General features: G+C 73.2%; 18 protein-coding genes and 1 pseudogene. 8 read left to right on the top strand and 11 right to left on the bottom strand.

The window, feature by feature from the left end; translation table 11 throughout:
- Positions 1-84: 84 nt before the first annotated feature.
- Positions 85-1,197: an amidohydrolase family protein gene (locus AB0M99_RS16555; protein ID WP_365920861.1), complete on the bottom strand. Its 1,113-nt coding sequence runs from the start codon at positions 1,195-1,197 to the stop codon at positions 85-87.
- Positions 1,198-1,261: 64 nt separating this feature from the next.
- Between AB0M99_RS16555 and AB0M99_RS16550 the strand changes: the two genes are divergently transcribed.
- Complete coding sequence (locus tag AB0M99_RS16550; protein ID WP_365920859.1) at positions 1,262-2,344, top strand: aminotransferase class V-fold PLP-dependent enzyme; 1,083 nt, start codon at positions 1,262-1,264, stop codon at positions 2,342-2,344.
- 23 nt (positions 2,345-2,367) lie between these two features.
- On the opposite strand, the gene AB0M99_RS16545 is transcribed toward AB0M99_RS16550, so the two are convergent.
- From AB0M99_RS16545 to AB0M99_RS16510, 8 genes are all read right to left on the bottom strand, one after another.
- Positions 2,368-3,420 carry an aminotransferase class V-fold PLP-dependent enzyme gene (locus AB0M99_RS16545; RefSeq protein ID WP_365920857.1) on the bottom strand — a complete coding sequence of 351 codons (1,053 nt, stop codon included), beginning with the start codon at positions 3,418-3,420 and terminating at the stop codon, positions 2,368-2,370.
- A 69-nt stretch (positions 3,421-3,489) separates the two neighbouring features.
- A complete protein-coding gene (locus AB0M99_RS16540; protein ID WP_365920855.1) occupies positions 3,490-4,209 on the bottom strand; it encodes a DsbA family oxidoreductase in 720 nt (239 codons plus the stop codon).
- A 53-nt stretch (positions 4,210-4,262) separates the two neighbouring features.
- The gene (locus tag AB0M99_RS16535; protein WP_365920853.1) at positions 4,263-4,784 is read right to left on the bottom strand and encodes a GNAT family N-acetyltransferase; all 522 of its coding nucleotides are present in this window, start codon (positions 4,782-4,784) and stop codon (positions 4,263-4,265) included.
- A gap of 52 nt (positions 4,785-4,836) precedes the next feature.
- Positions 4,837-6,294: a penicillin-binding protein 2 gene (locus AB0M99_RS16530; RefSeq protein WP_365920851.1), complete on the bottom strand. Its 1,458-nt coding sequence runs from the start codon at positions 6,292-6,294 to the stop codon at positions 4,837-4,839.
- Positions 6,295-6,367: 73 nt separating this feature from the next.
- Positions 6,368-7,027: a response regulator transcription factor gene (locus tag AB0M99_RS16525; RefSeq protein ID WP_365920849.1), complete on the bottom strand. Its 660-nt coding sequence runs from the start codon at positions 7,025-7,027 to the stop codon at positions 6,368-6,370.
- Complete coding sequence (locus tag AB0M99_RS16520) at positions 7,024-8,349, bottom strand: histidine kinase (protein ID WP_365920848.1); 1,326 nt, start codon at positions 8,347-8,349, stop codon at positions 7,024-7,026. Before AB0M99_RS16520 ends, AB0M99_RS16525 begins: the two co-directional genes overlap by 4 nt.
- Positions 8,349-9,359, bottom strand: coding sequence for a hypothetical protein (locus tag AB0M99_RS16515; protein WP_365920846.1), 1,011 nt, complete (start codon positions 9,357-9,359; stop codon positions 8,349-8,351). The genes AB0M99_RS16520 and AB0M99_RS16515 overlap by 1 nt, the downstream gene beginning before the upstream one ends.
- Before the next feature lie 144 nt (positions 9,360-9,503).
- Entirely contained in the window at positions 9,504-10,322 is an 819-nt protein-coding gene (locus tag AB0M99_RS16510; RefSeq protein WP_365920844.1) for an IclR family transcriptional regulator, read from the bottom strand.
- 147 nt (positions 10,323-10,469) lie between these two features.
- Here AB0M99_RS16510 and AB0M99_RS16505 point away from each other — a divergent pair, with 147 nt between their 5' ends.
- The 4 genes from AB0M99_RS16505 to AB0M99_RS16490 all read left to right on the top strand — a co-directional run bounded on the left by AB0M99_RS16505 (position 10,470) and on the right by AB0M99_RS16490 (position 13,832).
- Entirely contained in the window at positions 10,470-12,059 is a 1,590-nt protein-coding gene (locus AB0M99_RS16505; protein ID WP_365920842.1) for an aldehyde dehydrogenase (NADP(+)), read from the top strand.
- A gap of 43 nt (positions 12,060-12,102) precedes the next feature.
- A complete protein-coding gene (locus AB0M99_RS16500) occupies positions 12,103-12,324 on the top strand; it encodes a hypothetical protein (RefSeq protein WP_365920840.1) in 222 nt (73 codons plus the stop codon).
- Between the two features lie 53 nt (positions 12,325-12,377).
- Positions 12,378-13,553 (top strand): TerD family protein, encoded by a 1,176-nt coding sequence (locus AB0M99_RS16495; RefSeq protein WP_365920838.1) that lies wholly within the window; start codon positions 12,378-12,380, stop codon positions 13,551-13,553.
- A 102-nt stretch (positions 13,554-13,655) separates the two neighbouring features.
- Positions 13,656-13,832: a hypothetical protein gene (locus tag AB0M99_RS16490; RefSeq protein WP_365920836.1), complete on the top strand. Its 177-nt coding sequence runs from the start codon at positions 13,656-13,658 to the stop codon at positions 13,830-13,832.
- A 102-nt stretch (positions 13,833-13,934) separates the two neighbouring features.
- Here the strand turns inward: AB0M99_RS16490 and AB0M99_RS16485 are convergent, their stop codons facing one another.
- Entirely contained in the window at positions 13,935-15,374 is a 1,440-nt protein-coding gene (locus AB0M99_RS16485; protein WP_365920835.1) for an alkaline phosphatase PhoX, read from the bottom strand.
- Positions 15,375-15,539: 165 nt separating this feature from the next.
- A complete protein-coding gene (locus tag AB0M99_RS16480; protein ID WP_365920833.1) occupies positions 15,540-17,132 on the bottom strand; it encodes a hypothetical protein in 1,593 nt (530 codons plus the stop codon).
- 291 nt (positions 17,133-17,423) lie between these two features.
- Between AB0M99_RS16480 and AB0M99_RS16475 the strand changes: the two genes are divergently transcribed.
- The 3 genes and pseudogenes from AB0M99_RS16475 to AB0M99_RS16465 all read left to right on the top strand — a co-directional run.
- The gene (locus AB0M99_RS16475) at positions 17,424-19,265 is read left to right on the top strand and encodes an endonuclease/exonuclease/phosphatase family protein (RefSeq protein WP_365920831.1); all 1,842 of its coding nucleotides are present in this window, start codon (positions 17,424-17,426) and stop codon (positions 19,263-19,265) included.
- 195 nt (positions 19,266-19,460) lie between these two features.
- Entirely contained in the window at positions 19,461-19,715 is a 255-nt protein-coding gene (locus AB0M99_RS16470; RefSeq protein WP_365920829.1) for a hypothetical protein, read from the top strand.
- Between the two features lie 182 nt (positions 19,716-19,897).
- Positions 19,898-20,109, top strand: a pseudogene (locus tag AB0M99_RS16465) (hypothetical protein); the annotation flags it as partial.

The raw sequence follows: 20,109 nt of genomic DNA, 5'->3' as shown, positions 1-20,109 counted from the left end.
GGGCACCGCCCCCGGCGATCCGCGGCGATGGCGTTCACAACGACCACCGGGCCGCCGGGGTAACGCGCCGTCAACCAGCCGGGATCAGGCCACGACCCGGCCGTTCACGACGACGCGCAGCGGCTGCGCCAGCACCCGTACGTCGGCCCGCGGGTCGCTCGCGTAGACGACGAGGTCGGCCGGCGCGCCCTCGGTCAGGCCGGGCCTGCCGAGCCAGCTGCGGGCGCCCCACGCGGTCGCCGAGAGGGCCTCCAGCGGCGGAATGCCGGCCTTCACGAGCTCCGCGACCTCCGCGGCGACCAGGCCGTGCGGCAGGGAGCCGCCCGCGTCGGTGCCGACGTAGACCCCGATGCCCGCGTCGTAGGCCGAGCGGACGGTGTCGTAGCGGCGCTCGTGGAGCCGGCGCATGTGCGCCGACCAGCCGGGGAACTTCGCCTCGCCGCCGGCTGCCAGCTTCGGGAAGGTCGCGATGTTCACCAGGGTCGGCACGATCGCGACCCCGCGCTCCGCGAACAGCGGGATGGTGTCCTCGGTCAGCCCGGTCGCGTGCTCGATGCAGTCGATGCCCGCCTCGACCAGGTCCCGCAGCGCGGTCTCGGCGAAGCAGTGCGCGGTGACCCGGGCGCCCAGCCGGTGCGCCTCGGCGATGGCCGCCTCCACCTCGGCGCGCGGCCAGCAGGCGGTCAGGTCCCCGGCTTCGCGATCGATCCAGTCGCCGACCAGCTTGACCCAGCCGTCGCCGCGGCGGGCCTCCCGGCCGACGTACTCGACGAGGTCGGCCGGCTCGATCTCGTGGGCGTAGTTGCGGATGTAGCGGCGGGTGCGTGCGATGTGCCGGCCCGCCCGGATGATCTTCGGCAGGTCCTCGCGGTCGTCGATCCAGCGGGTGTCGGACGGCGATCCGGCGTCGCGGATGAGGAGGGTGCCGGCGGCGCGGTCCTCCAGCGCCTGGCGTTCGGCGGTCTGTGCGTCGACCGGCCCGTGGGCATCGAGTCCCACGTGGCAGTGCGCGTCGACCAGGCCCGGCAGGACCCAGCCCGCGACCTCGGTGACCTCGCGGGCGGCGCGCGGGCGCTCGTACGAGATCCGGCCGCCCACCACCCAGACCTCGTCGCGGACCTCATCGGGTCCGATGAGCACCCGCCCCTTCACGTGCAGCACCCGACCCGGTTCGCCGAACCCGCTCACATCGCTCATGTCGGCACCTTACGTGCGCGGTCGTTAGGCTTTCGCGGTAACCCCGGACGAAGAGAGCAGTGCCGTGACCCACCCCCTCCTGGACCTTCCGCCGCTCACCGCGGAGCGCTTCGCGTCGATCGAGCGGGGCGTCGCGGACCTCCTCTCCACGCGGCAGGACGTGGTGATCACTCAGGGCGAGGCGCTGCTGCCGCTGGAGGGGTGCATCCGGTCGGGCGCGCGGCCCGGATCGACCGCGCTGAACATCGTCACCGGCCCGTACGGGACCACCTTCGGCAACTGGCTGCGCGACTGCGGGGCGACGGTGGTGGATCTGGCGGTCCCCTTCGACACGGCGGTGACGGCGCAGCAGGTCGCCGCGGCGCTGGCCGCGCACCCGGAGATCGACTTCGTGTCGCTGGTCCACGCGGAGGCCGCCACCGGCAACACCAACCCGGTCGCGGAGATCGGCGAGGTCGTACGGGCCCACGGGGCGCTGTTCATGCTCGACGCGGTGGCGTCGGTGGGCGCCGAGCCGCTGCTGCCCGACGCGTGGGGCGTGGACCTGTGCGTGATCGGCGCGCAGAAGGCGATGGGCGGCCCGGCGGGCGTCTCGGCGGTGTCGGTCTCCGACCGGGCCTGGGCCCGCTTCGCCGAGAACCCGGCCGCGCCCCGGCGCTCGTACCTCTCCCTGTTGGACTGGAAGGAGCGCTGGATCGACGGCGGGCGCAAGACGCTGCTGCACGCGCCGGCGCAGCTGGAGATGCTGGCGCTGGAGGCCTGCCTGGACCGGATCGCGGCCGAGGGGCTGCCCGCGCTGACGGCCCGCCACGCGGCCGCGGCCGCGGCGACCCGCGCGGGGGCGGCGGCGCTGGGCGTCTCCCCGTACGTCGGCCTCGCGTCGGCGGCAGCGCCGGTGGCCACCACCCTGCGCCTCCCGGAGGCGGCGCTGGTGGTGGCCAAGGCCCTGGCCGCGGACCCGGCGGCGCCGCTCGCGGCGGGCGGCGGCGCGCTGGCCCAGGAGATGGTCCGGGTCAACCACTACGGTCCGGCGGCGTCGCTGCCCGTGGTCCGGGCCTCCCTGACGGCCCTCGCGACCGCCCTGGCGGCCGACCCGGCGCCGGCGCTCGACGCGGCCGCGGCGGCCTGGGCGGCGGACCTGCGCTGACGCGCCGGTCTCGGGCGAGGGCGTCAGGCGAGGGCGTCCAGCAGCCGGTCCACGTCCGCCTCGGTGGTGTAGAGGTGGAACGAGGCGCGCAGGGCGCCCGCGCGGGCCGAGGTGGCGATGCCGGCGGCCAGGAGCGCGGGCTGCCGGTCGGCGAGGCCCGGCAGCGAGACGATGGCCGAATCGCCCGGGACCGGCTCGTGGCCGAGGCGGGCGAGGCCGGCCCGGTAGCGGGCGGCGAGGGCGGTGTCGTGGGCGTGGACGGCTTCGATGCCGATCCGCTCCAGCAGGGCCAGCGAGGCCTCGGCCGCGTGGTAGGCGAGGAAGGTGGGGGACTCGTCGAACCGGCGGGCTCCGTGGGCCAGTTGCGGCATGGGCCCGTAGGTGGCGTCCCAGATGGATTCGGCCGCGACCCAGCCGGCGTGCAGCGGGGTGAGGGTGCCCTGGGCCTCCTCCGACACGGTCAGGTACGAGGCTCCGCGGCCGCCGAGCAGCCACTTGTAGCCGGCGGTGACCGTGTACTCGTACGGTGACGCGTCGAAGGGCAGCCAGCCCGCCGCCTGGGTCGCGTCCACCAGCATGCGGGCCCCGTGCGCGGTCGTCGCCGCGCGCACCGCGGCGAGGTCGGCCGTCCGCCCGTCCGCGGACTGTACGGCGCTCAGCGAGACCAGCGCGGTGTCCGGGCCGACGGCTTCGGCGAGGGACTCCAGCGGCGCGAAGCGGACCTTGAGGTCGTCGCGCACCACGAAGGGGTTGATCACGGAGGCGAAGTCGCCCTCCGGGCAGAGGACTTCGGCCCCGGACGGCAGGGAGGCCGAGACCAGGCCGACATGGGTGGCCACGGAGGAGCCGAGGGCGACCCGGTCGACAGCCACGCCGACCAGCCGGGCGAAGGCGGCGCGGACCCGGTCCACGCGGTCGAAGTCACCGAATCCGGCGGGAAGTCCGGCCCCCGCCGCCTCGGCGAGTTCGCGTACGGCGGCGACGGCGGAACGCGGGAGAACGCCGCAGGTGGCGGTGTTCAGGTAGGTGGTGGAATGGGCGAACTCGGCACGGGCGGCTTCGACGAGAAGATCCATGCGTCCACTCTGCGCCGAGTCCGACCCAAAGTCCATTACCTGGTTTTACACGCCAACCTAAAGGAAGACTTATGCCTGCGGGACGGCGCACGCACCGTCGGGCTCGCACGCCCCGGCCTCGGACCCGGTTCCGGGCACGGGCTCGATGACCTCGCGCCCGGCCCACGCCTGCTCCAGCGCCCGGGTGAACACCTCGGCGGGCTGCCCGCCGGAGATCCCGTAGCGGCGGTCGAGGACGAAGAACGGGACGGCGTTGGCGCCCAGTTCGGCCGCCTCGCGCTCGTCGGCCCGCACCTCGGCGGCGTAGGCGGAGTCGTCGGCGAGGACCGCACGGGCCTCGTCGCCGTCCAGTCCGGCCTCGACGGCGAGCGCGACCAGGACCTCGGGGTCGAACACCGACCGCTCCTCGGCGAAGTTGGCCCGGTACGCGAGGTCGAGCAGTTCCTCCTGCCGGCCGCGCGCGGCGGCCAGGTGCAGCAGGCGGTGGACGTCGAAGGTGTTGCCGTGGTCACGGCCCTCGGTGCGGTACGTCAGCCCCTCGGCGCGGGCGGAGGCGGCGACGTGCTCCTCCATGCCGCGCGCCTCGTCGAGGGTGCGGCCGTACTTCTTGGCCAGCAGCTCCAGGACCGGCTCCACCTGGCCCTTGGGGCTGTTCGGGTCGAGCTCGAAGGAGCGGAAGACGACCTCCACTTCGTCACGGTGCGCGAAGTCGGCCAGCCCCTTGGTGAACCGGGCCTTGCCGACGTAGCACCACGGACAAGCGATGTCGCTCCAGATCTCGACGCGCATGTTCCTTCTTCTCTCCTCGTCCGGGACGTTCCGGGGAATGAACTGTTCCGGGTTCAACCAAGTGGTCCGGCGTCCCATTCCCCGGACGCCGGCGCGGCCGGTTCCAGCGTGAGCCAGAGGGTGCGGTGGGAGCCGGGACGGGGGCCGGACCGGGCCGGGAGCCAGCCGTGGGCGGCGTAGAACGCCTGGGCGCGGAGGTTGTGCTCGTAGACCTCCAGGCGGACCCGGCGGACTCCGGCCCGGCGCCAGGCCTCGACGCACGCCGCGTGCAGGGCGGCCCCGGTGCCGCGGCGCCAGTGGACGGGGTCCACGTGGAGCTGGGTGAGGGTGGTCTCGCCGTCGGCGGTACGGAAGGCGGCTATCCCCGTGAGCTCCCCGTCCTGCTCGGCGCAGAGCACCCCGCCGTCGGCGGCGGCCCGCGCGACGGCCACGGACCAGCCCTCGCGGGTGCGCGCGAGCTCGGCGGCGCCGCCGTACTCCTCCTCGGGGATGCGGCCCTGGTAGTAGGTGGCGCGGGCCCGGGCGTGGAGGGCGGCGATGGCGTCGAGGTCGGCCGGCCGCGCGGTTCTGATCATGGGAAGGGGAACGCGCCGGGAACCGTGTCGGTTCCCGGCGCGCTGGGCACGGCTACTTCTTCAGCCAGGCCGCCATCATCTTCTGCGCGATCGGCGCGGCCAGCTTGCCGCCGCCGATCTCGGAGCGGTCCGTGTCCGAGTTCTCGATCACGATGGCCACCGCGATCTGCTTGCCGTTCACCTTTCCGTACGAGGTGAACCAGGCGAGCGGATTGAGGCTGTTGTTGACACCGCGCTGGGCGGTGCCGGTCTTGCCGCCCACCTCGGCCCCCGGCACCTGCGCGGTCTTGCCGCCGCCGTCCGTGGCCACGGTGCGCATGGCGTCCTGGAGCATCGAGGCGGTCCTGGCGCTCATGACCTGTTCGGACTTCGGGTTCTTGAAGCTCTCCAGCACGTTGCCGTTGGAGTCGGTGACGTCGGAGACCATGTGCGGGGCCACCAGCTTGCCGCCGTTCTCGATCGCGGCGGTGACCATCGCCATCTGGAACGGCGTGGCCTGCACGTCGAACTGGCCGATACCCGTCTGCGCGACCTGGTCGACCGACATCTTCTTCGACGGGTACTTGCTGGACGGGGTGGTGCGGACCGGGGTGTCGATCTCCTTGTTGAAGCCGAGCTTCTCGGCCATCGCCCGCATCTTGTCCTGGCCCAGCCGGTGCGCGTACTCCGCGAAGACGTTGTTGCAGGACTTCTTCAGCGCGTCGCGCGCCGAAACGTTGTTGCAGCCCGCGTCGCCGGCCTCGCTGGGCAGCTTGGTGACGGTGCCGGGGATCGTGTAGGGGGCCTGGATCCCGGTCGGCGCGTCGATGTTGGTGACGAGGCCGTTCTCGATCGCCGCGGCGAGGGTGACCAGCTTGAAGGTGGAGCCCGGCGCCTGCGGCTTGCGCAGGGCGTCGTTCTCCATGGCCTTGCCCTTGCCGTCCTCGCCCAGGTACTCCTTCCAGGCGGCCCCGTCGCCGGCGCCCGCGATGCGGCCCGGGTCGTAGGACGGGTTGTTCACCACGGCGAGGATCGAGCCGGTGGCGGGATCGATGGCGACGGCGGAGCCCTGGTAGTCCTTGAGCGCGTCGTAGGCGGCCTTCTGCACGTCCTTGTCGATCGTGGTCAGGACGTTGCCCGGGGCGGCCCGCTTGTTCGTCAGCACGTCCATGATCGACTTCAGCCGGCTGTCGGAGCCGTTGAGGATGCCCTCGTAGACGCCTTCCAGCATGCTCGTGCCGTAGACCTGTGAGCTGCGGCCGGTGATCGGCGCGTAGAGCGGGCCGTCGGTGTAGGTCCGCTTGTATCCGAAGTCCTTGTCCTCGGTGGTCTTCGTCGAGCCCGTGATCGCCTCTCCGCCCACGATGATGTTCCCGAGCGGGTTCGCGAACTGGTCGATCTTGTTCCGTCGGTTGTTCTTGTCGTCTGCGAGGGCCTGGCCTTGGTATGCCTGCACCCAGGTGACCCGCACCAAAAGGGCCAGCACCAGGAGGAGACAGAAGACCGACGCACGCCTGATCGTTTTGTTCATCCCCCAGAAGGACGTCCCAAGGCCCCCAGGCGTTCCGCTCTGCCCCGATTGTGGCGGGGTTCTCAGCTTTTCCTCATCTGGACCTCGGCAGGAACCCTCCCTCGTACGCCGCGATGACCGCCTGCGTGCGGTCCCGGGATCCGGTCTTGGCCAGGACCGCTGCCACGTGGGTCTTCACCGTCTGCGGCCCGACGCCGAGGCGCTCGCTCAGCTCGTGGTTGGACAGCCCGGTGGCCATCAGGCGCAGTACGTCGGCCTCGCGGTCGGTGAGCCGGGCCACCCAGGGCGCGGCCGGGGCGCCTGGCGCGTGGGCGGCGGCCAGGGAGCGGACCGCGGCCGGGAAGAGCACCGAGTCGCCGCGGGAGACGAGCCGGACCGCGCCGATCAGCTCGTCCGGATCGGCGCGCTTGAGCAGGAACCCGGCGGCGCCGGCGCGCAGCGCGCCGTACACGTAGGAGTCGTTCTCGAAGGTGGTGACGACGAGGATCCGGGGCGGCCCGGCCATGGTCGCGAGGATCTGCTCGGTGGCACGGATGCCGTCGACCTCGGGCATCCGGACGTCCATCAGCACCACGTCGGGGGCCAGCGCCCGGACCAGGGACACGGCCTCGGCACCGGAGGCCGCCTCCCCGACCACCTCCAGGTCGGGCTCGGCCTCCAGGATGACCCGCAGGGCGGTGCGGACCATCCGCTCGTCGTCGGCGAGCACGATCCGCAGCGGCGGCCGGCTCATCGGGTGCCCGCGCTCAGGGGGAGGACGGCCCGCAGCCGCCACCTGTCCTCGTGGGGGCCGGCCTCGATGCGGCCCCCGAGGAGCGAGGCCCGCTCGGCGGCGCCGCGCAGACCGCGGCCTCCGGTGGTCCGGGGCTCCCGGCCCTCGGAGGCGGCCGGCGGGTTGGTCATGGTGATCTCCAGTTCAACGGGTCCGTTCCGTTCCTTCTCGCCCCGGCCCCCGTGGGCCGGGTCCTCCCCGGGTCCGGTGCGGACGGCGATCCGCACGTCCACCGGGCCCCCGCCGTGGCGCAGGGCGTTGCTCAGGCCCTCCTGGACGATCCGGTACGCCTCGCGGGAGACGATCACCGGGAGCTGCGCCCAGCCCCCGGTCGGCCCCGGGTCCAGGTCGGCGTGGACCGGGGTGCCGGCCGCCCGGGTCCGGGCCAGCAGCCCGTCGAGGTCGGCGTCGAGGGTCGGCGCGGGCGCGGCGTCCGGCCGGGCCGGGTCCCCGTCCCGCAGCAGGCCGAGGACCACGTCCAGTTCGCCGACCGTGCGCCGGGCGGTGTCCTCGATCGCCGTCAGCGCCTCCCGTACGAAGCCGGGGTCGCTGTCGAGCACCCGCCGGGCGGCGTTCGCCTGGAGGGTGACGGCGCTCAGCGCGTGCCCGACCGCATCGTGCAGCTCCCGCGCCAGCCGGTTGCGCACCGCCAGGTCGGCGGCCCGCTCCTCGGCCGCCGCCAGCCGGTCCGCCGCCGTCGGCCCGAGCAGTACGGGTGCCAGCCGGGCCAGCAGCGCCCCGGACCCGGCGACGCACAGCACCAGCCCGGTCAGCAGCCCGGCCCCGAGCAGCGGTGCGATGTACGGCTCGGCCTCGGTGCTGAACCAGCCGACCCCGAGCCCCGTCCCCCGCAGCGCCGGCACGAACGGGACCGCGAGCAGCACCACCGCCATCGGCGGCACCCCGAGGCTCAGCGCGCTGACGAGCGCCCCGACCCCCAGGTGCAGGGTCCACCAGGCCGCGGTCCGCCCCCGGGCGGCCCACGAACGGGCGGGCCCCTCGGCCAGCCGCTCCCCCGGTACCCCGCACATGGCCCGGACCGCGGCCACCGACATCGGCCTGACCAGGGGGGACACCGCCGTCGCGGCGGCCAGCGGCAGCGCGGCCGCGTACGCGGCGAGGCTCAGCGGGAGGGAGATGAGGACGTTGGCGCCACCGGCGACCATGCCGACCACCACCTGCGAGAGCAGGAAGTACGGCATCAGCAGGGCCCCGCCGAGTACCAGGTGCACCCAGCGCAGCCGGGCCCGCACCCCCAGCAGCCTGCCCAGCCGGCCGCGCATCACCCCTCTCGGCGGGAGGTGAGGAAGCGGGTGAGGACGACAGCCCCGAGCAGTCCGGTGATCATCTGGCCAGCGTAGGCCAACCGGGTGGCGGCGGTGGCCCCTTCACCGCCGTCCAGCTGCGGACCAATCGAGGTGACCAGCATCCACAGCCCCCAGCTCATCGCCGCCGCGGAGCCCGTCCAGGCGACGGCCAGCGGCCACCGCGCCCCCGACTCCCCGCCCCGGGCCAGGAGCACCGCCCCCGCCCCGGCGGCGAGCGCGCACACCCCGTGCACCGCGGTCACCACGGCCACACCGGTGGAGAACTGCGCCACCCGGTCGGCGCCCATACCGGCCTCACCGCCGAAGGCCCAGTAGAAGAGCACCGCCCCCACCGCCAGGCCCGACAGCGCCGCGGCTCCCGCCACCACCCCCGTGGGCGACGGGAGCCGCCGGCCTATCGCACCCTGCCACCGCCACCCCCACCGCTCCCGCGCATAGGGCACGAACAGCCCGGCGAGGGCGAGTCCTTGGATCGTGAAGCCGGTGTAGACGACGGTGAAGACCCACGGGTCGAGGAAGGGCTCCCGGGCCGCCTTCGCGGGTCCGTCCACCCCCAGGTCCAGCGCCCGTACGAGCAGTTGGCCGGGGAACCCGGTGAGGATCGGGGTGAGCAGCCCGGTGGCGACGAAGGCCGGTACGGCCGGCAGCCAGGACGGCACCCGCAGCCCCCACGGCCGGGTGAACATCAGCACGAGAACGATCACGCTCGCGTCCATGGCCAGCGTGACGGAATTGGCCAGGATGAGCCCCGGGCCGGGCTCCAGCAGCACACTGCCGTCGGGTATCCCGATCCGGCTCCCGGACAGCCAGGCGGCCTTCAGGGCCAGATACGGCAGGGTGGCGGCCAGGGCCACCGCCCGCAGGATCCGCCGCCCGGCCCCCGGCCCCGGGGCGGGGCGGTGGCCGGGGGCCGACGTCCGCTTCGGACTCGTCTCGTACGCCGCTTCAACGGCTCGCGTGCTCATGACCCAACGGTCCCGCGCCCACGCCCCCGCCACCTCCCCCGTGAAGGGGAACCCGCTCCCCCACCCGGGGGAGGAACCGCCGACTCCCCCGCTCACGTCCGCCGGTCGCATCCCCCGGTCACATCCCCCGCTCCCATCGGCCGCTCACATCCGCCGGGTCACCACCGACAGCCGGTCACGCGCCTCGAACAGCGCGGCCTTGATGGCCCGTTCGTGCCCCGGCGTCAGCCGCGCCACCGGCACCGAGCAGCTCACCGCGTCCCGCGCCGGCGTGCGGTACGGCAGCGCGACCCCGAAGCAGCGCAGCCCCAGGGTGTTCTCCTCGCGGTCGACGGCGTACCCCTGCTCGCGCACCAGGGCCAGCTCCTCGATGAGCCGCTCCCGGTCGGTGACGGTGTGTTCGGTGACCGCTTCCAGCCGCCGCGGCAGCAGGGCCCGTACCTCCTCGTCCGTGTGCGTGGCCAGCAGCGCCTTGCCGAGCGCCGTGGAGTGCACGGGCAGCCGCCGTCCGACCCGGGTGAAGGGCCTCAGGTAGTGCTGGGACTGCCGGGTGGCGAGGTAGACCACGCTCGTCCCGTCCAGCCGGGCCAGGTGGATGGTCTCCGTCGTGTCGTCGGACAGCCGGTCGAGGGTGGGCCTGGCGGCCGCGACCACCTCGTCCCCGTCGATGTACGAGCTGCCGACCAGCAGCGCCCGTACGCCGATTCCGTACCTCGTCCCGGTCGCGTCCGTCTCCACCCAGCCCAGGTTCACCAGCGTGCGCAGCAGCATGTAGAGGCTGGACTTGGGCAGGGACAGGTCGTGCTGTATGTCGGCCAGGCTGTGCAGTCCCGGCCGGGCCGCGAAGTGCTCCAGCAACAGGACCGTGCGTACCGCCGACTTGACCGCCGCCGACGCGCCCGCGCCCCCCGGACCGGCCGGCCCCTGCGAAGCCTCCGGCTCCACCGACTCAGTTGTGGCCATTCGCCTTCGTGCCCCTCTTGTCCCTTGTCAACCCGGAAGACGTGGAAATAGAGTCCACGATGGATGTGATCATTCATCCATCGGAACGGCGTTCAGAATACTGAACGACATCGCGCGGGTCAGCGTAGATCCAGGAGGCAGTGCGCCATGGCAGCAACACCAGTCTGGAGTGTGGACCCCCGCACCGGGAAGCAGCGCGAACAGGTTGCGGTCGAGGCCACGTCCCGCGAGGTGGACGAAGCCGTACGCGCGGCCCACGCGGCCCGCGGGGCGCTCGCCGACGCCGCCACCCGCGCCGCCTTCCTGCGCGGCGCCGCCGACCTCCTCGACGAGTCGGCCGACCGTGTCGTCGAGGCCGCGGACGCCGAGACCGCGCTCGGCCCGGGCCGCCTCACCGGCGAGCTCGCCCGCACCACCGGCCAGCTGCGGGCCTTCGCGGACGCCGTGGACGAGGGCGCCTACCTCGACATCCGCATCGACCGCGCCGACCCCGACCGCACGCCGCCGCGCCCCGAACTGCGCCGTTTCAAGGTGCCGCTGGGCGTGGTCGCCGTCTACGCCGCGTCGAACTTCCCGCTCGCCTTCTCCGTTCCCGGCGGGGACACCGCGAGCGCCCTGGCGGCCGGCTGCCCCGTGGTCGTCAAGGCGCACCCCGACCACCCGGCCACCTCCGAGCTGTGCGCGTCACTGCTGCGCCGGGCGGCCGTCGCGGCCGGGCTCCCGGCCGATGTGGTGTCCGTGGTGCACGGGTTCAACTCGGGCCTGGAGCTGATCCGCCACCCGCTCGTCTCCGCCGCCGGGTTCACCGGGTCGATCCGGGGCGGCCGGGCCCTCTTCGACGCGGCCGCCGCCCGGCCCGTGCCCATCCCCTTCCACGGGGAGCTCGGCTCCCTCAACCCCGTCGTGGTCACCCCCGCGGCCGCCGCCGAGCGCGCCGAGGAGATCGGCGCCGGGCTGGCGGGCTCGGTCACGCTCGGCGTCGGCCAGTTCTGCGTCAAGCCGGGCCTGGTGCTGGTGCCCGAGGGCGCGGACGGCGACCGGGTCACCGGCGCGCTGACCAAGGCCCTCGGGGAGACCGAGCCGGGCGTGCTGCTGGACCACCGGATGCGGGAGAACTTCGTCGCGGGCGTCCGCGAGCGGACCGCGCTGGCAGGGGTCACCGCGCCCGTCGCCCCGGGCGCGGGCGGAGAGCACACCGTCGGCGCGGGCTACCTGAGCGTCGCGGCGCGCAGCCTCGTCGGCGTCGACAGCGGCGACAGCGGCGACAGCGGCGACAGCGGCGACAGCGGCAGCGGCTACGAGGTCCTGCTGGAGGAGTGCTTCGGCCCGGTCACCGTGGTCGTCCGGTACGCCGACCAGGGCGAGGCGGCCGCGGTGCTGGACCGGCTCTCCGGCAACCTGAGCGCCACCCTCCAGCTCTCGACGGCAGAGGCCGGGGGCGCTCCGGGGCCTGCCGCGGAGCTGCTCTCGCAGGTCACGGCGCTGGCCGGGCGGGTCGTGGTGAACAACTGGCCCACCGGCGTGGCCGTGGCCCCGGCCCAGCACCACGGCGGCCCCTACCCGGCGGCGACCTCGCACTCCACCTCGGTCGGCGGGACCGCGATCGAGCGCTGGCTGCGCCCGGTGGCCTACCAGTCGGTGCCCGACCCGCTCCTCCCGCCGGAGCTGCGCGAGGCCAACCCGCTGGGGCTGCCGCGCCGCGTCACGGAAGCGGGCCCGGAGCAGCGGCAGGGCTAAATTCCGTTGCCTGCCCCGCCCCGGGCGGGGCAGGCTGCGGTCCATGCCGAAACCGCACGGATTCTCGTACGAACGACTGGGCGACAGCACCGTCGTCATCACGCACCAGGGCCGGACCGCGGGCACCCTGCGGGGCGGCCGGGCCGAAAAGTTCCTGGCCGAGGTGGAATCCGGCGACGCCCAGCTGGTCATGGCCCGCTGGACCGGCGCGTACAAGTTCGGGAACGAGCGCACGGCGAAGAACCACCCCCGCAACCGGCGCTGAAATCTCGCGCGAGTGTAAGGGAACGGCAAAGCGGTGTCGGTCGTTCTGGATGCATGACCGCTATGACCCCTGGTTCCAACCTGCCGCTCAATACCGTCCGCGTGACGGTGGACGTGGCTGCTCCGGTGCGGCTCGACGTGTCCGGTCTCCTCCTCACGGCGGACGGCAAGGTGCGCTCCGACGCCGACTTCATCTTCTACAACCAGCCGTCCGGCCCCGGTATCACCTACCGGTCCGGCGGCGGTGCGGCACCGGACTCGATCACCGTGGACATCGGCGCGCTGCCGCCCGGCATCGAGCGGATCGTGGTCACGGCCAGCCCCGATGCCGCCGGGCAGACCTTCCAGGGCATCGAGCCGACCGCGACCGTACGGGACGCGGCCAGCGGCTCGGTGATCGCGACCTTCACCCCGCCGCAGCTCGGCACCGAGACCGCCCTCGTGGTCGTCGAGGTCTACCAGCGCGGCGGCGCGTGGAAGGTGCGCGCGGTCGGCCAGGGGTACGCGAACGGCCTGGCCGGCATCGCGACCGACTTCGGGGTCTCGGTGGACGAGGAGCCGCCCCCGCCGCCCTTGGCCACGGCCGCGTCCGCGGCCTCGATCCCGGTCCTCCCGCAGATGCCCCTGGCGCCCCCCACCACCGTCGACACCGGCAAGGTCAACCTGGACAAGGGCCGGGTCACCCTCCAGAAGAACCAGACCGTGTCCCTGGTCAAGGGCGGCCGCCCGCTGCTCTCCCAGGTCAAGATGGGCCTCGGCTGGGAGCCCGCGTTCCGCGGACGGGACATCGACCTCGACGCCTCGGTCATCGCGTACGGCCCCCAGCGCAACCACATCGACAGCTGCTACTTCAGCAAGCTGTCCATCCTGGGCGGCGCCATCAAGCACTCCGGCGACAACCTCACCGGCGAGGGCGCGGGCGACGACGAGGTCATCGTGGTGGACCTCGGCCGGCTCCCCGCCGATGCGACGGGCCTGGTCTTCACGGTCAATTCCTTCTCCGGCCAGAAGTTCACCGAGGTGGCCAAGGCCTACTGCCGCCTGATCGACGCCGCGAGCGGCGAGGAGCTGGTGCGCTTCGACCTCACGAGCGCCGAGCCGCAGACCGGCGTGATGATGGCGAAGCTGATCAAGCAGTTCTCCGGCGAATGGGAGATGACGGCCATGGGCGAGTTTGTGAAGTCCCGCACAGTGCGCGGCATGGTCAAGCCGGCCTCGCAGGCACTCTGAGCAGGTGGGCGGGCACATGGAGCCACCGGTCACCGCTCCGGGTGATCGATTCCACCCTTAATCGGGAGGTGGCTGTCAGTGCCCGCCCGTAGCCTGGATCCCATGCACCAGACACTCCAGCCCGCGGGTCCCGCGCGCCCGTCCGCCGCCGAGGCGAACGAGGCGATCCGGCACCTCGTCGAGACTCGGGTGGATGGCGAGTGGCCCTCCGACGCGTATGAATTCCTGCTGGAGGAGTGGGCCGCGGCCAGCCGCGCCGAGGCATGTCCGAACCGATGAGCCGGGGAGTCGGCAGGACGCCGACCCCCACTCGATGAGCCGCTGAGCTCAGAGCCGCCGGGGCCACCACCCGGCGGCTCAGTCATACCGGGCGCCTGCGCATCAGCGCGTACGCCGCCACGGACCCGTGATGGCCAGCATGATGCCCGGGTCCTGAATGCTGGCGAAGAGCGTCCGTCCGTCCGGCGAGAAGCAGACGCCGGCGAACTCCGAGTACTCCGGCTCCTCGGCCGTCCCCGTGTTCATCTCGTTGCGCGCCAGCGGGTACGTGCGCCCCGACTCGGTCGCGCCGAAGAGGTGCTGCAGCCCCGAGCCGTCCTCCGCGATGACCAGGCCGCCGCACGGGGAGACCGTGATGTTGTCCGGACCGTCGTAGCCGCCGTCGGCCGCCGGGTCGGCGTTCACCCCGAGCAGGACCGTCAGCCGGATCGTCCGCCGCTTGGGGTCGTAGAACCACACCTGGCCGTCGTGCGCGGCGCCCGGGCTCTCCTCACGGGCGAACGAGGAGACGAAGTAGGCGCCGCCGTCGGCCCACCACATCCCCTCCAGCTTGCGCCCCCGCGTCACCGCGCCGGTCCCGAACTGCTTGCGCACCGCGACCGTCCGCGCGTCGCGGTCCGCGACCGGCACCCAGTCGACCCCGTACACGGTGCCGATCTTCGTGGCCCGCGAGAGGTCGTCGACGAACACGCCCGAGCTGTCGAAGCACTTGGCCGCGGCGAGCACGCCCGCGTCGTCCGCGAGGGTACGCAGCTTGCCGCGCCCGTGGTGGAAACCGCGCGGCGGTGTCCACCGGTAGAGCAGCCCGTTGGGGCCGGAGGCGTCCTCGGTCAGGTAGGCGTGGCCGTGCCTGGGGTCGATGACCACCGCCTCGTGCGCGTACCGGCCGAAGGCCTTGACCGGCTTCGGGTCGCGGTTGGCGCGGCGGTCGTGCGGGTCCACCTCGAAGACGTAGCCGTGGTCCTTGGTCATGCCGTTCTTGCCGGCCAGGTCCTCGGTCTCCTCGCAGGTCAGCCAGGTCCCCCAGGGGGTGGAACCGCCCGCGCAGTTGGTCGACGTACCGGCGACGCCCACCCATTCGGCGACCTCGCCGCCGCACCGGACCTCGACGACCGTGCAGCCGCCGGCCGCGGCCGGGTCGTAGACGAGGCCCTCGGCGAGCGGTACGGGGCGCGCCCAGCCGGTCCGCGGCCCCTTCAGCTCGTGGTTGTTGACGAGGAGGGTGACCCCGCGGCGGCCCTCGAAGGCGGCCGTCCCGTCGTGGTTGGACGGGGTGGACTCGCCGGAGTCGAGCTTCGTGACGCCGCTGTGCGTGATGACGCGGTAGCTGAATCCGGCGGGGAGCGCGAGGATGCCCGCCGGGTCGGGGACGAGCGGGCCGTAGCCGGGCCCCTTGGGGCGGCCGTGCTCGTCGCGCTGCGTGCTGTCGTCGGCCGCCAGCGCTCCGGGGGCGGTGGCGAGTGCGCCGACCGCCCCGGTGAGCGCGACGCCGGCACCGGCGATGACGGTGCGGGCGGTGAAATCTCTACGGCTGAGCGGCATCGGGTCTCCTGGGGTGGGGAGGTGGTGCGCCTGCGGTGCAGTCGTCGGCGCACACGCTCCCGCCCGCACCTGAACGCCCGCTGAACTACCCAGGAACGGAGGGCGACCCCTTCACCCGATCGGTTATGGCCAACTCCGCTTCAGGAACGTCTCATTACAGCCGTCTCACGCGTGCCGGGAACGCGCCTTGAACGCGGCCTTGCGGGCCTCCTTCGCCATCTTCTTGTCCGGGTGCAGCCGCCCCATCGCCTCCAGGACGTACGCCGTCGCCGGGTGCTCCACGCGCCACGCCTGGTCGAAGAATCCCGTGTGATGGGCGGTGAGCGTCTCCATCAGGACCGGCAGCTCCTCCGTCTCCCCGTCCGCGGCGAGCTGCGCCGCGATCGTGTCGACCGTCAGCCAGAACACCATCTGCCCGTCCGGCGCCGGTACGTCGGCCACCCCGCGCTCCGCCAGCCAGACCCGGGCGAGCCCGCCGAGCTCCGCGTCGTGCAGCACCGCGCGGAGCGCCTGCTCGGCCTCCGCCCCGGCCGGGGCGAGGGCCTGCTGGCAGCGCAGCCGGCGCAGCGGGGCCCCCTCGTCGTCGCCCTTGGCGGCGGCGAGCAGTTCGGCGACCGCGGTGGGCAGCTCGCGGCCGGCCAGCCACTGCTCGATCTCGGCCTGTGCCGCGCTCTCGGGGTAGTGGGAGATCGCGTCGAGCAGTGTGTCGGCGCCCTTGTCGGCCAGTTCGCCGACGGCCGGGGCCTCGACGCCGGCCTCCAGCATGCGGGCGCGGATGCCGTACAGGCCGAGGGGGGTCAGGCGGACCATGCCGTACCGGGACACGTCCTCCTCGTCGTCCTCGTCGGCGTGCCGGCCCGCAGCGGTGGCCGGCTCCTCCTCGCCGGCCTCCGCCAGCAGGTCCTCGTCGACGGGACGGAACTCGACGAGCCCGATCGGCTCCAGCTGCCGGAACTGGTCGTCGAGGCGCATCATCGCGTCCGAGACCTGCTCCAGGACGGCGTCGGTCGGGTCGCCCATGTCGTCGGGCACCACCATCGAGGCGGCGAGCACGGGCAGCGGCACGGGGCCGTCGGCCGATCCGCCCTCGGCGACGGTGAGCAGGTAGAGGTTGGCGAGGACCCCGTCGAGGAAGTCCGCCTCTCGGCCGGGGTTCCAGTCGAGCTGGTCGAAGTCGATCTCGCCGCCCGCGTCGAGCGCGTCCACGAGGTCGTCCAGGGCCGGTACCGCCGCGTCCGCGAGGACCGTGTCCAGGGCCGCGAGCCACAGGTCGAGCACGTCGCCGGGGGCGCCGCCCGTCACCAGTGCGAGGTCCTCGCCCGCGGCTGCGGTGCCGAACTCGCGCGCCTCGTCGGCCGCGTCCAGCGGGTCCTGCGCGTCCGCCCCGGACGCCGCGTTCCCGTCCGCGCCCGCGCCCGCGCCTCCCTTGCCCGCGCCCGTGACTGTGCCTTCGGGGTCGTACTCGTCCTCGTCCGGCTCCGTCACGTCGACCAGGCCGGTGTCCACGGCGACCCGCCAGGCCTGGCTCGCGTACACCGGGGAGTCCTCGTCGGCGGGGTCGAGGCCGAGGACCGCGACGGCCTCGGGGAGCTGGGCCGCGACGAGTTCGCCGCCGACGTCCACGCGGGTGTCGGGTCCGGCCCAGCGGGCGAGGCGTACCGCGCGCGCGAACAGCGGGGCGGCGAGCGCGTCTCGGGCCAGCTCCGCGTCGGAGAGCAGCCGGACCGGCGGCAGCGTGGGGTGCGACTCAGCGGACATGGGGCGGTTCTCCTCGCGGGCGCGGTGGGGCGGTCGTGCGGCCGGACGGCCCTCGGACAGCCCTGCGGCGGGTCGGCCCGACGGTCGTACGGCCGGGCGGCAGGCGGTCGTGACCTTCTTGCGGCGCCCCAGCGTAGACGCAATTCGGGCGGGCCCGACGGGCCATCCCCTTTGGTTCATCCCACAGACAGCTTTCGTATCCCCTGGAGGGGTTGACAACTTTGCAGGCCAGGAACGAAATTGACGCGCGTAGATATACGCCTTCCCCATCCCACACCGGAGTTCCTGCCCATGCGCTCCTCGCATCCCCGTTCCGCCGCCGTCGCGGCCCTCGTCGCCACCGCGCTGGCCACCGGCCTGCTCGCCGGTTCCGCCGACGCCGCCGAGGGTGCCGCGTCGGCCGATCCGATACGCATCCACGACATTCAGGGCACCACCCGGATATCCCCGCTCAACGGCAAGCAGGTCGCCGACGTCGAGGGCATCGTGACGGGCGTACGCACGTACGGCTCGCGCGGCTTCTGGATCCAGGACCCCGACGCGGACGACAACGCCGCCACCAGCGAGGGCGTGTTCGTCTTCACCAGCTCGGTCCCGACCGTCGCCGTGGGCGACGCGGTGAAGGTCTCCGGCCTGGTCGGCGAGTACGTCCCGGGCGGCGTCGCCTCCGGCAACCAGTCGGCCACCCAGATCTCCAAGCCGGTCGTGACCGTCGTCTCCTCGGGCAACGCGCTGCCCGGGGCCACCGCCGTCAACGAGTACACGGTCCCCGCCGAGTACGCCCCCGCCGGCGACCCGGCCGCCGCGGGCAGCATCAACGGCCTGACCCTGGACCCCTCGCGCTACGCCCTGGACTACTACGAGTCCCTCGAGGGCATGAACGTCAAGATCGGCACCTCGCGCGTGGTCGGCGCCACCGACCCGTACTCGGAGCTGTGGGTCACGGTGAAGGGCTGGGAGAACGCCGCCAAGCGCGGTGGCACGGTCTACGGCTCGTACGAGTCCCAGAACACCGGCCGCCTCCAGATCCAGCAGCTCGCGCCGATCGCGCAGCAGCCCTTCCCCGTGGCCAACGTCGGCGACAAGCTGACCGGCACCACCGAAGGCCCGCTGGACTTCAACCAGTTCGGCGGCTACACGCTGGTGGCCCGCACCCTCGGCACCGTCAAGGCGGGCACCCTGGCCCCCGAGAAGACCAAGCCGCAGTCCCCCGGCGAGCTCGCGGTGGCCACGTACAACGTGGAGAACCTCGACCCGACCGACCCGCAGGAGAAGTTCGACAACCTCGCCAAGGCGGTCGTCGAGAACCTGGCCTCCCCCGACATCCTCGCCCTGGAGGAGATCCAGGACGACAACGGCGCCAAGAACGACGGCACCGTCTCGGCCGAGCAGACGCTGACGAAGTTCACCGCGGCGATCGCCGCGGCGGGCGGCCCGGCCTACCAGTGGCGGACCGTCAACCCGGAGGACAAGAAGGACGGCGGCGAGCCCGGCGGCAACATCCGCCAGGTGTTCCTCTTCAACCCGGCGCGGGTCTCCTTCACCGAGCGCGCCCCGGGCGACGCGGTGACGGCGACCGGCGTGGTCAAGGAGAACGGCAAGGCCGCCCTGACCCACTCCCCCGGCCGCATCGACCCGGCGAACCCGGCGTGGGCGGACAGCCGCAAGCCGCTGGCCGGCGAGTTCGTCTTCCGCGGCCGGACGGTCTTCGTGATCGCCAACCACTTCGGCTCCAAGGGCGGCGACGAGGGCCTGGCCTCGCACCACCAGCCGCCGGTGCGCAAGTCGGAGGAGAAGCGCCTGCTCCAGGCGCAGGCCGTGAACGGCTTCGTCAAGGAGATCCTGGCGGCGGACAAGAACGCGAACGTCCTCGTCCTCGGCGACATCAACGACTTCGAGTTCTCGGCGACGACGAACGCGCTGGCCGACGGCGGTGCGCTGTACCCGGCGATCAAGTCGCTGCCGAAGTCGGAGCGGTACTCGTACGTCTTCCAGGGCAACGCGCAGGTGCTGGACCAGATCCTGACGAGCCCGGCGATCAAGTCGTTCACGTACGACAGCGTGCACATCAACGCCGAGTTCGCGAACCAGAACAGCGACCACGACCCGCAGGTGCTGCGCTTCCGCCCGTAGTCACACAGGCGTAGCCACGCGCACGGCCGAGGGCCCGGCCGCCTCCCCGGCGGCCGGGCCCTCGGGCCACGTGGGGACTTTCGGCCCTGGCGTGAGGCTCGCCACATCGCTACCCATTCGGCCGGTTCTGGTGTTGAGTGTCCCCACGCTCGATCTTGCACAGCCCCGGACCGCCCGCACCCTCTGGAGGACCGCGTGTTCCCCTCCATCTCCCTCGCCCAGGAGATCGGCCTCGCCGTCCTGCTCGTGGCTGCTCTCGTCTGGGTCGTCGGCCTCGGCCACATGCTGTGGGACAGCCGTTTCCACCACCCGGAGCCCGGCGCCTTCGACGGCCTCGCGGTCATCCCGGCCCAGCGCACCTCGGCCGCGCACCCGATGGAGTCGGTGGAGCTGACCGAGGCGGAGCAGCAGGCCTTCGCCGGCCTGATCCGCACCATCCCCCTGAGCTGATCCCGCGGGCCGCTGCGCCGGTGCGGGGATCCGGGACCCTCGGTTGCGGGGCCGGTCCCCGGCGCCGATAGTGGGAGGAGCGGCCGCACCTTGATCATCAGCGGCAGGAGCCCCTGGACAAGGGGCCGCGACTCCCACTCTCCCGACTCCCACCTCGTCATCGAGGCAAGAGGAGCGCTCCCATGCGCAAGAAGACTCGTGTACGTCGTCTCCTGGCGGCTTCGTCGGTTTTCGCGGCCGGAGGCCTCATGCTGCTGCCCGCTCCCACGGTGGCGCAGCCGACGACGCCCGGCATCGCAGCGGCACGGATCACGGAAGGCACGTTCCAGATCGTGAACGTCCAGACCGGGAAGTGCGCGACCGTCGCCGGAGGCAGCACCACCGCCAACAACCA

Origin of the sequence: Streptomyces sp. NPDC051183, from assembly GCF_040682455.1 — a bacterium.
Classification (GTDB): Bacteria; Actinomycetota; Actinomycetes; order Streptomycetales; family Streptomycetaceae; genus Streptomyces.
The sequence above is the reverse complement of the archived record's forward strand: the minus strand, read 5'-3'. Positions and strand labels throughout refer to the sequence as shown.

Excerpts from the sequence above, each read along its gene's own strand:
- AB0M99_RS16555 (WP_365920861.1), bottom strand. The coding sequence starts at position 1,197 with ATGAGCGATGTGAGCGGGTTCGGCGAACCGGGTCGGGTGCTGCACGTG.
- AB0M99_RS16545 (WP_365920857.1), bottom strand. The coding sequence starts at position 3,420 with ATGGATCTTCTCGTCGAAGCCGCCCGTGCCGAGTTCGCCCATTCCACC.
- AB0M99_RS16540 (WP_365920855.1), bottom strand. The coding sequence starts at position 4,209 with ATGCGCGTCGAGATCTGGAGCGACATCGCTTGTCCGTGGTGCTACGTC.
- AB0M99_RS16535 (WP_365920853.1), bottom strand. The coding sequence starts at position 4,784 with ATGATCAGAACCGCGCGGCCGGCCGACCTCGACGCCATCGCCGCCCTC.
- AB0M99_RS16530 (WP_365920851.1), bottom strand. The coding sequence starts at position 6,294 with ATGAACAAAACGATCAGGCGTGCGTCGGTCTTCTGTCTCCTCCTGGTG.
- AB0M99_RS16525 (WP_365920849.1), bottom strand. The coding sequence starts at position 7,027 with ATGAGCCGGCCGCCGCTGCGGATCGTGCTCGCCGACGACGAGCGGATG.
- AB0M99_RS16520 (WP_365920848.1), bottom strand. The coding sequence starts at position 8,349 with ATGCGCGGCCGGCTGGGCAGGCTGCTGGGGGTGCGGGCCCGGCTGCGC.
- AB0M99_RS16515 (WP_365920846.1), bottom strand. The coding sequence starts at position 9,359 with ATGAGCACGCGAGCCGTTGAAGCGGCGTACGAGACGAGTCCGAAGCGG.
- AB0M99_RS16510 (WP_365920844.1), bottom strand. The coding sequence starts at position 10,322 with ATGGCCACAACTGAGTCGGTGGAGCCGGAGGCTTCGCAGGGGCCGGCC.
- AB0M99_RS16505 (WP_365920842.1), top strand. The coding sequence starts at position 10,470 with ATGGCAGCAACACCAGTCTGGAGTGTGGACCCCCGCACCGGGAAGCAG.
- AB0M99_RS16500 (WP_365920840.1), top strand. The coding sequence starts at position 12,103 with ATGCCGAAACCGCACGGATTCTCGTACGAACGACTGGGCGACAGCACC.
- AB0M99_RS16495 (WP_365920838.1), top strand. The coding sequence starts at position 12,378 with ATGACCGCTATGACCCCTGGTTCCAACCTGCCGCTCAATACCGTCCGC.
- AB0M99_RS16490 (WP_365920836.1), top strand. The coding sequence starts at position 13,656 with ATGCACCAGACACTCCAGCCCGCGGGTCCCGCGCGCCCGTCCGCCGCC.
- AB0M99_RS16485 (WP_365920835.1), bottom strand. The coding sequence starts at position 15,374 with ATGCCGCTCAGCCGTAGAGATTTCACCGCCCGCACCGTCATCGCCGGT.
- AB0M99_RS16480 (WP_365920833.1), bottom strand. The coding sequence starts at position 17,132 with ATGTCCGCTGAGTCGCACCCCACGCTGCCGCCGGTCCGGCTGCTCTCC.
- AB0M99_RS16475 (WP_365920831.1), top strand. The coding sequence starts at position 17,424 with ATGCGCTCCTCGCATCCCCGTTCCGCCGCCGTCGCGGCCCTCGTCGCC.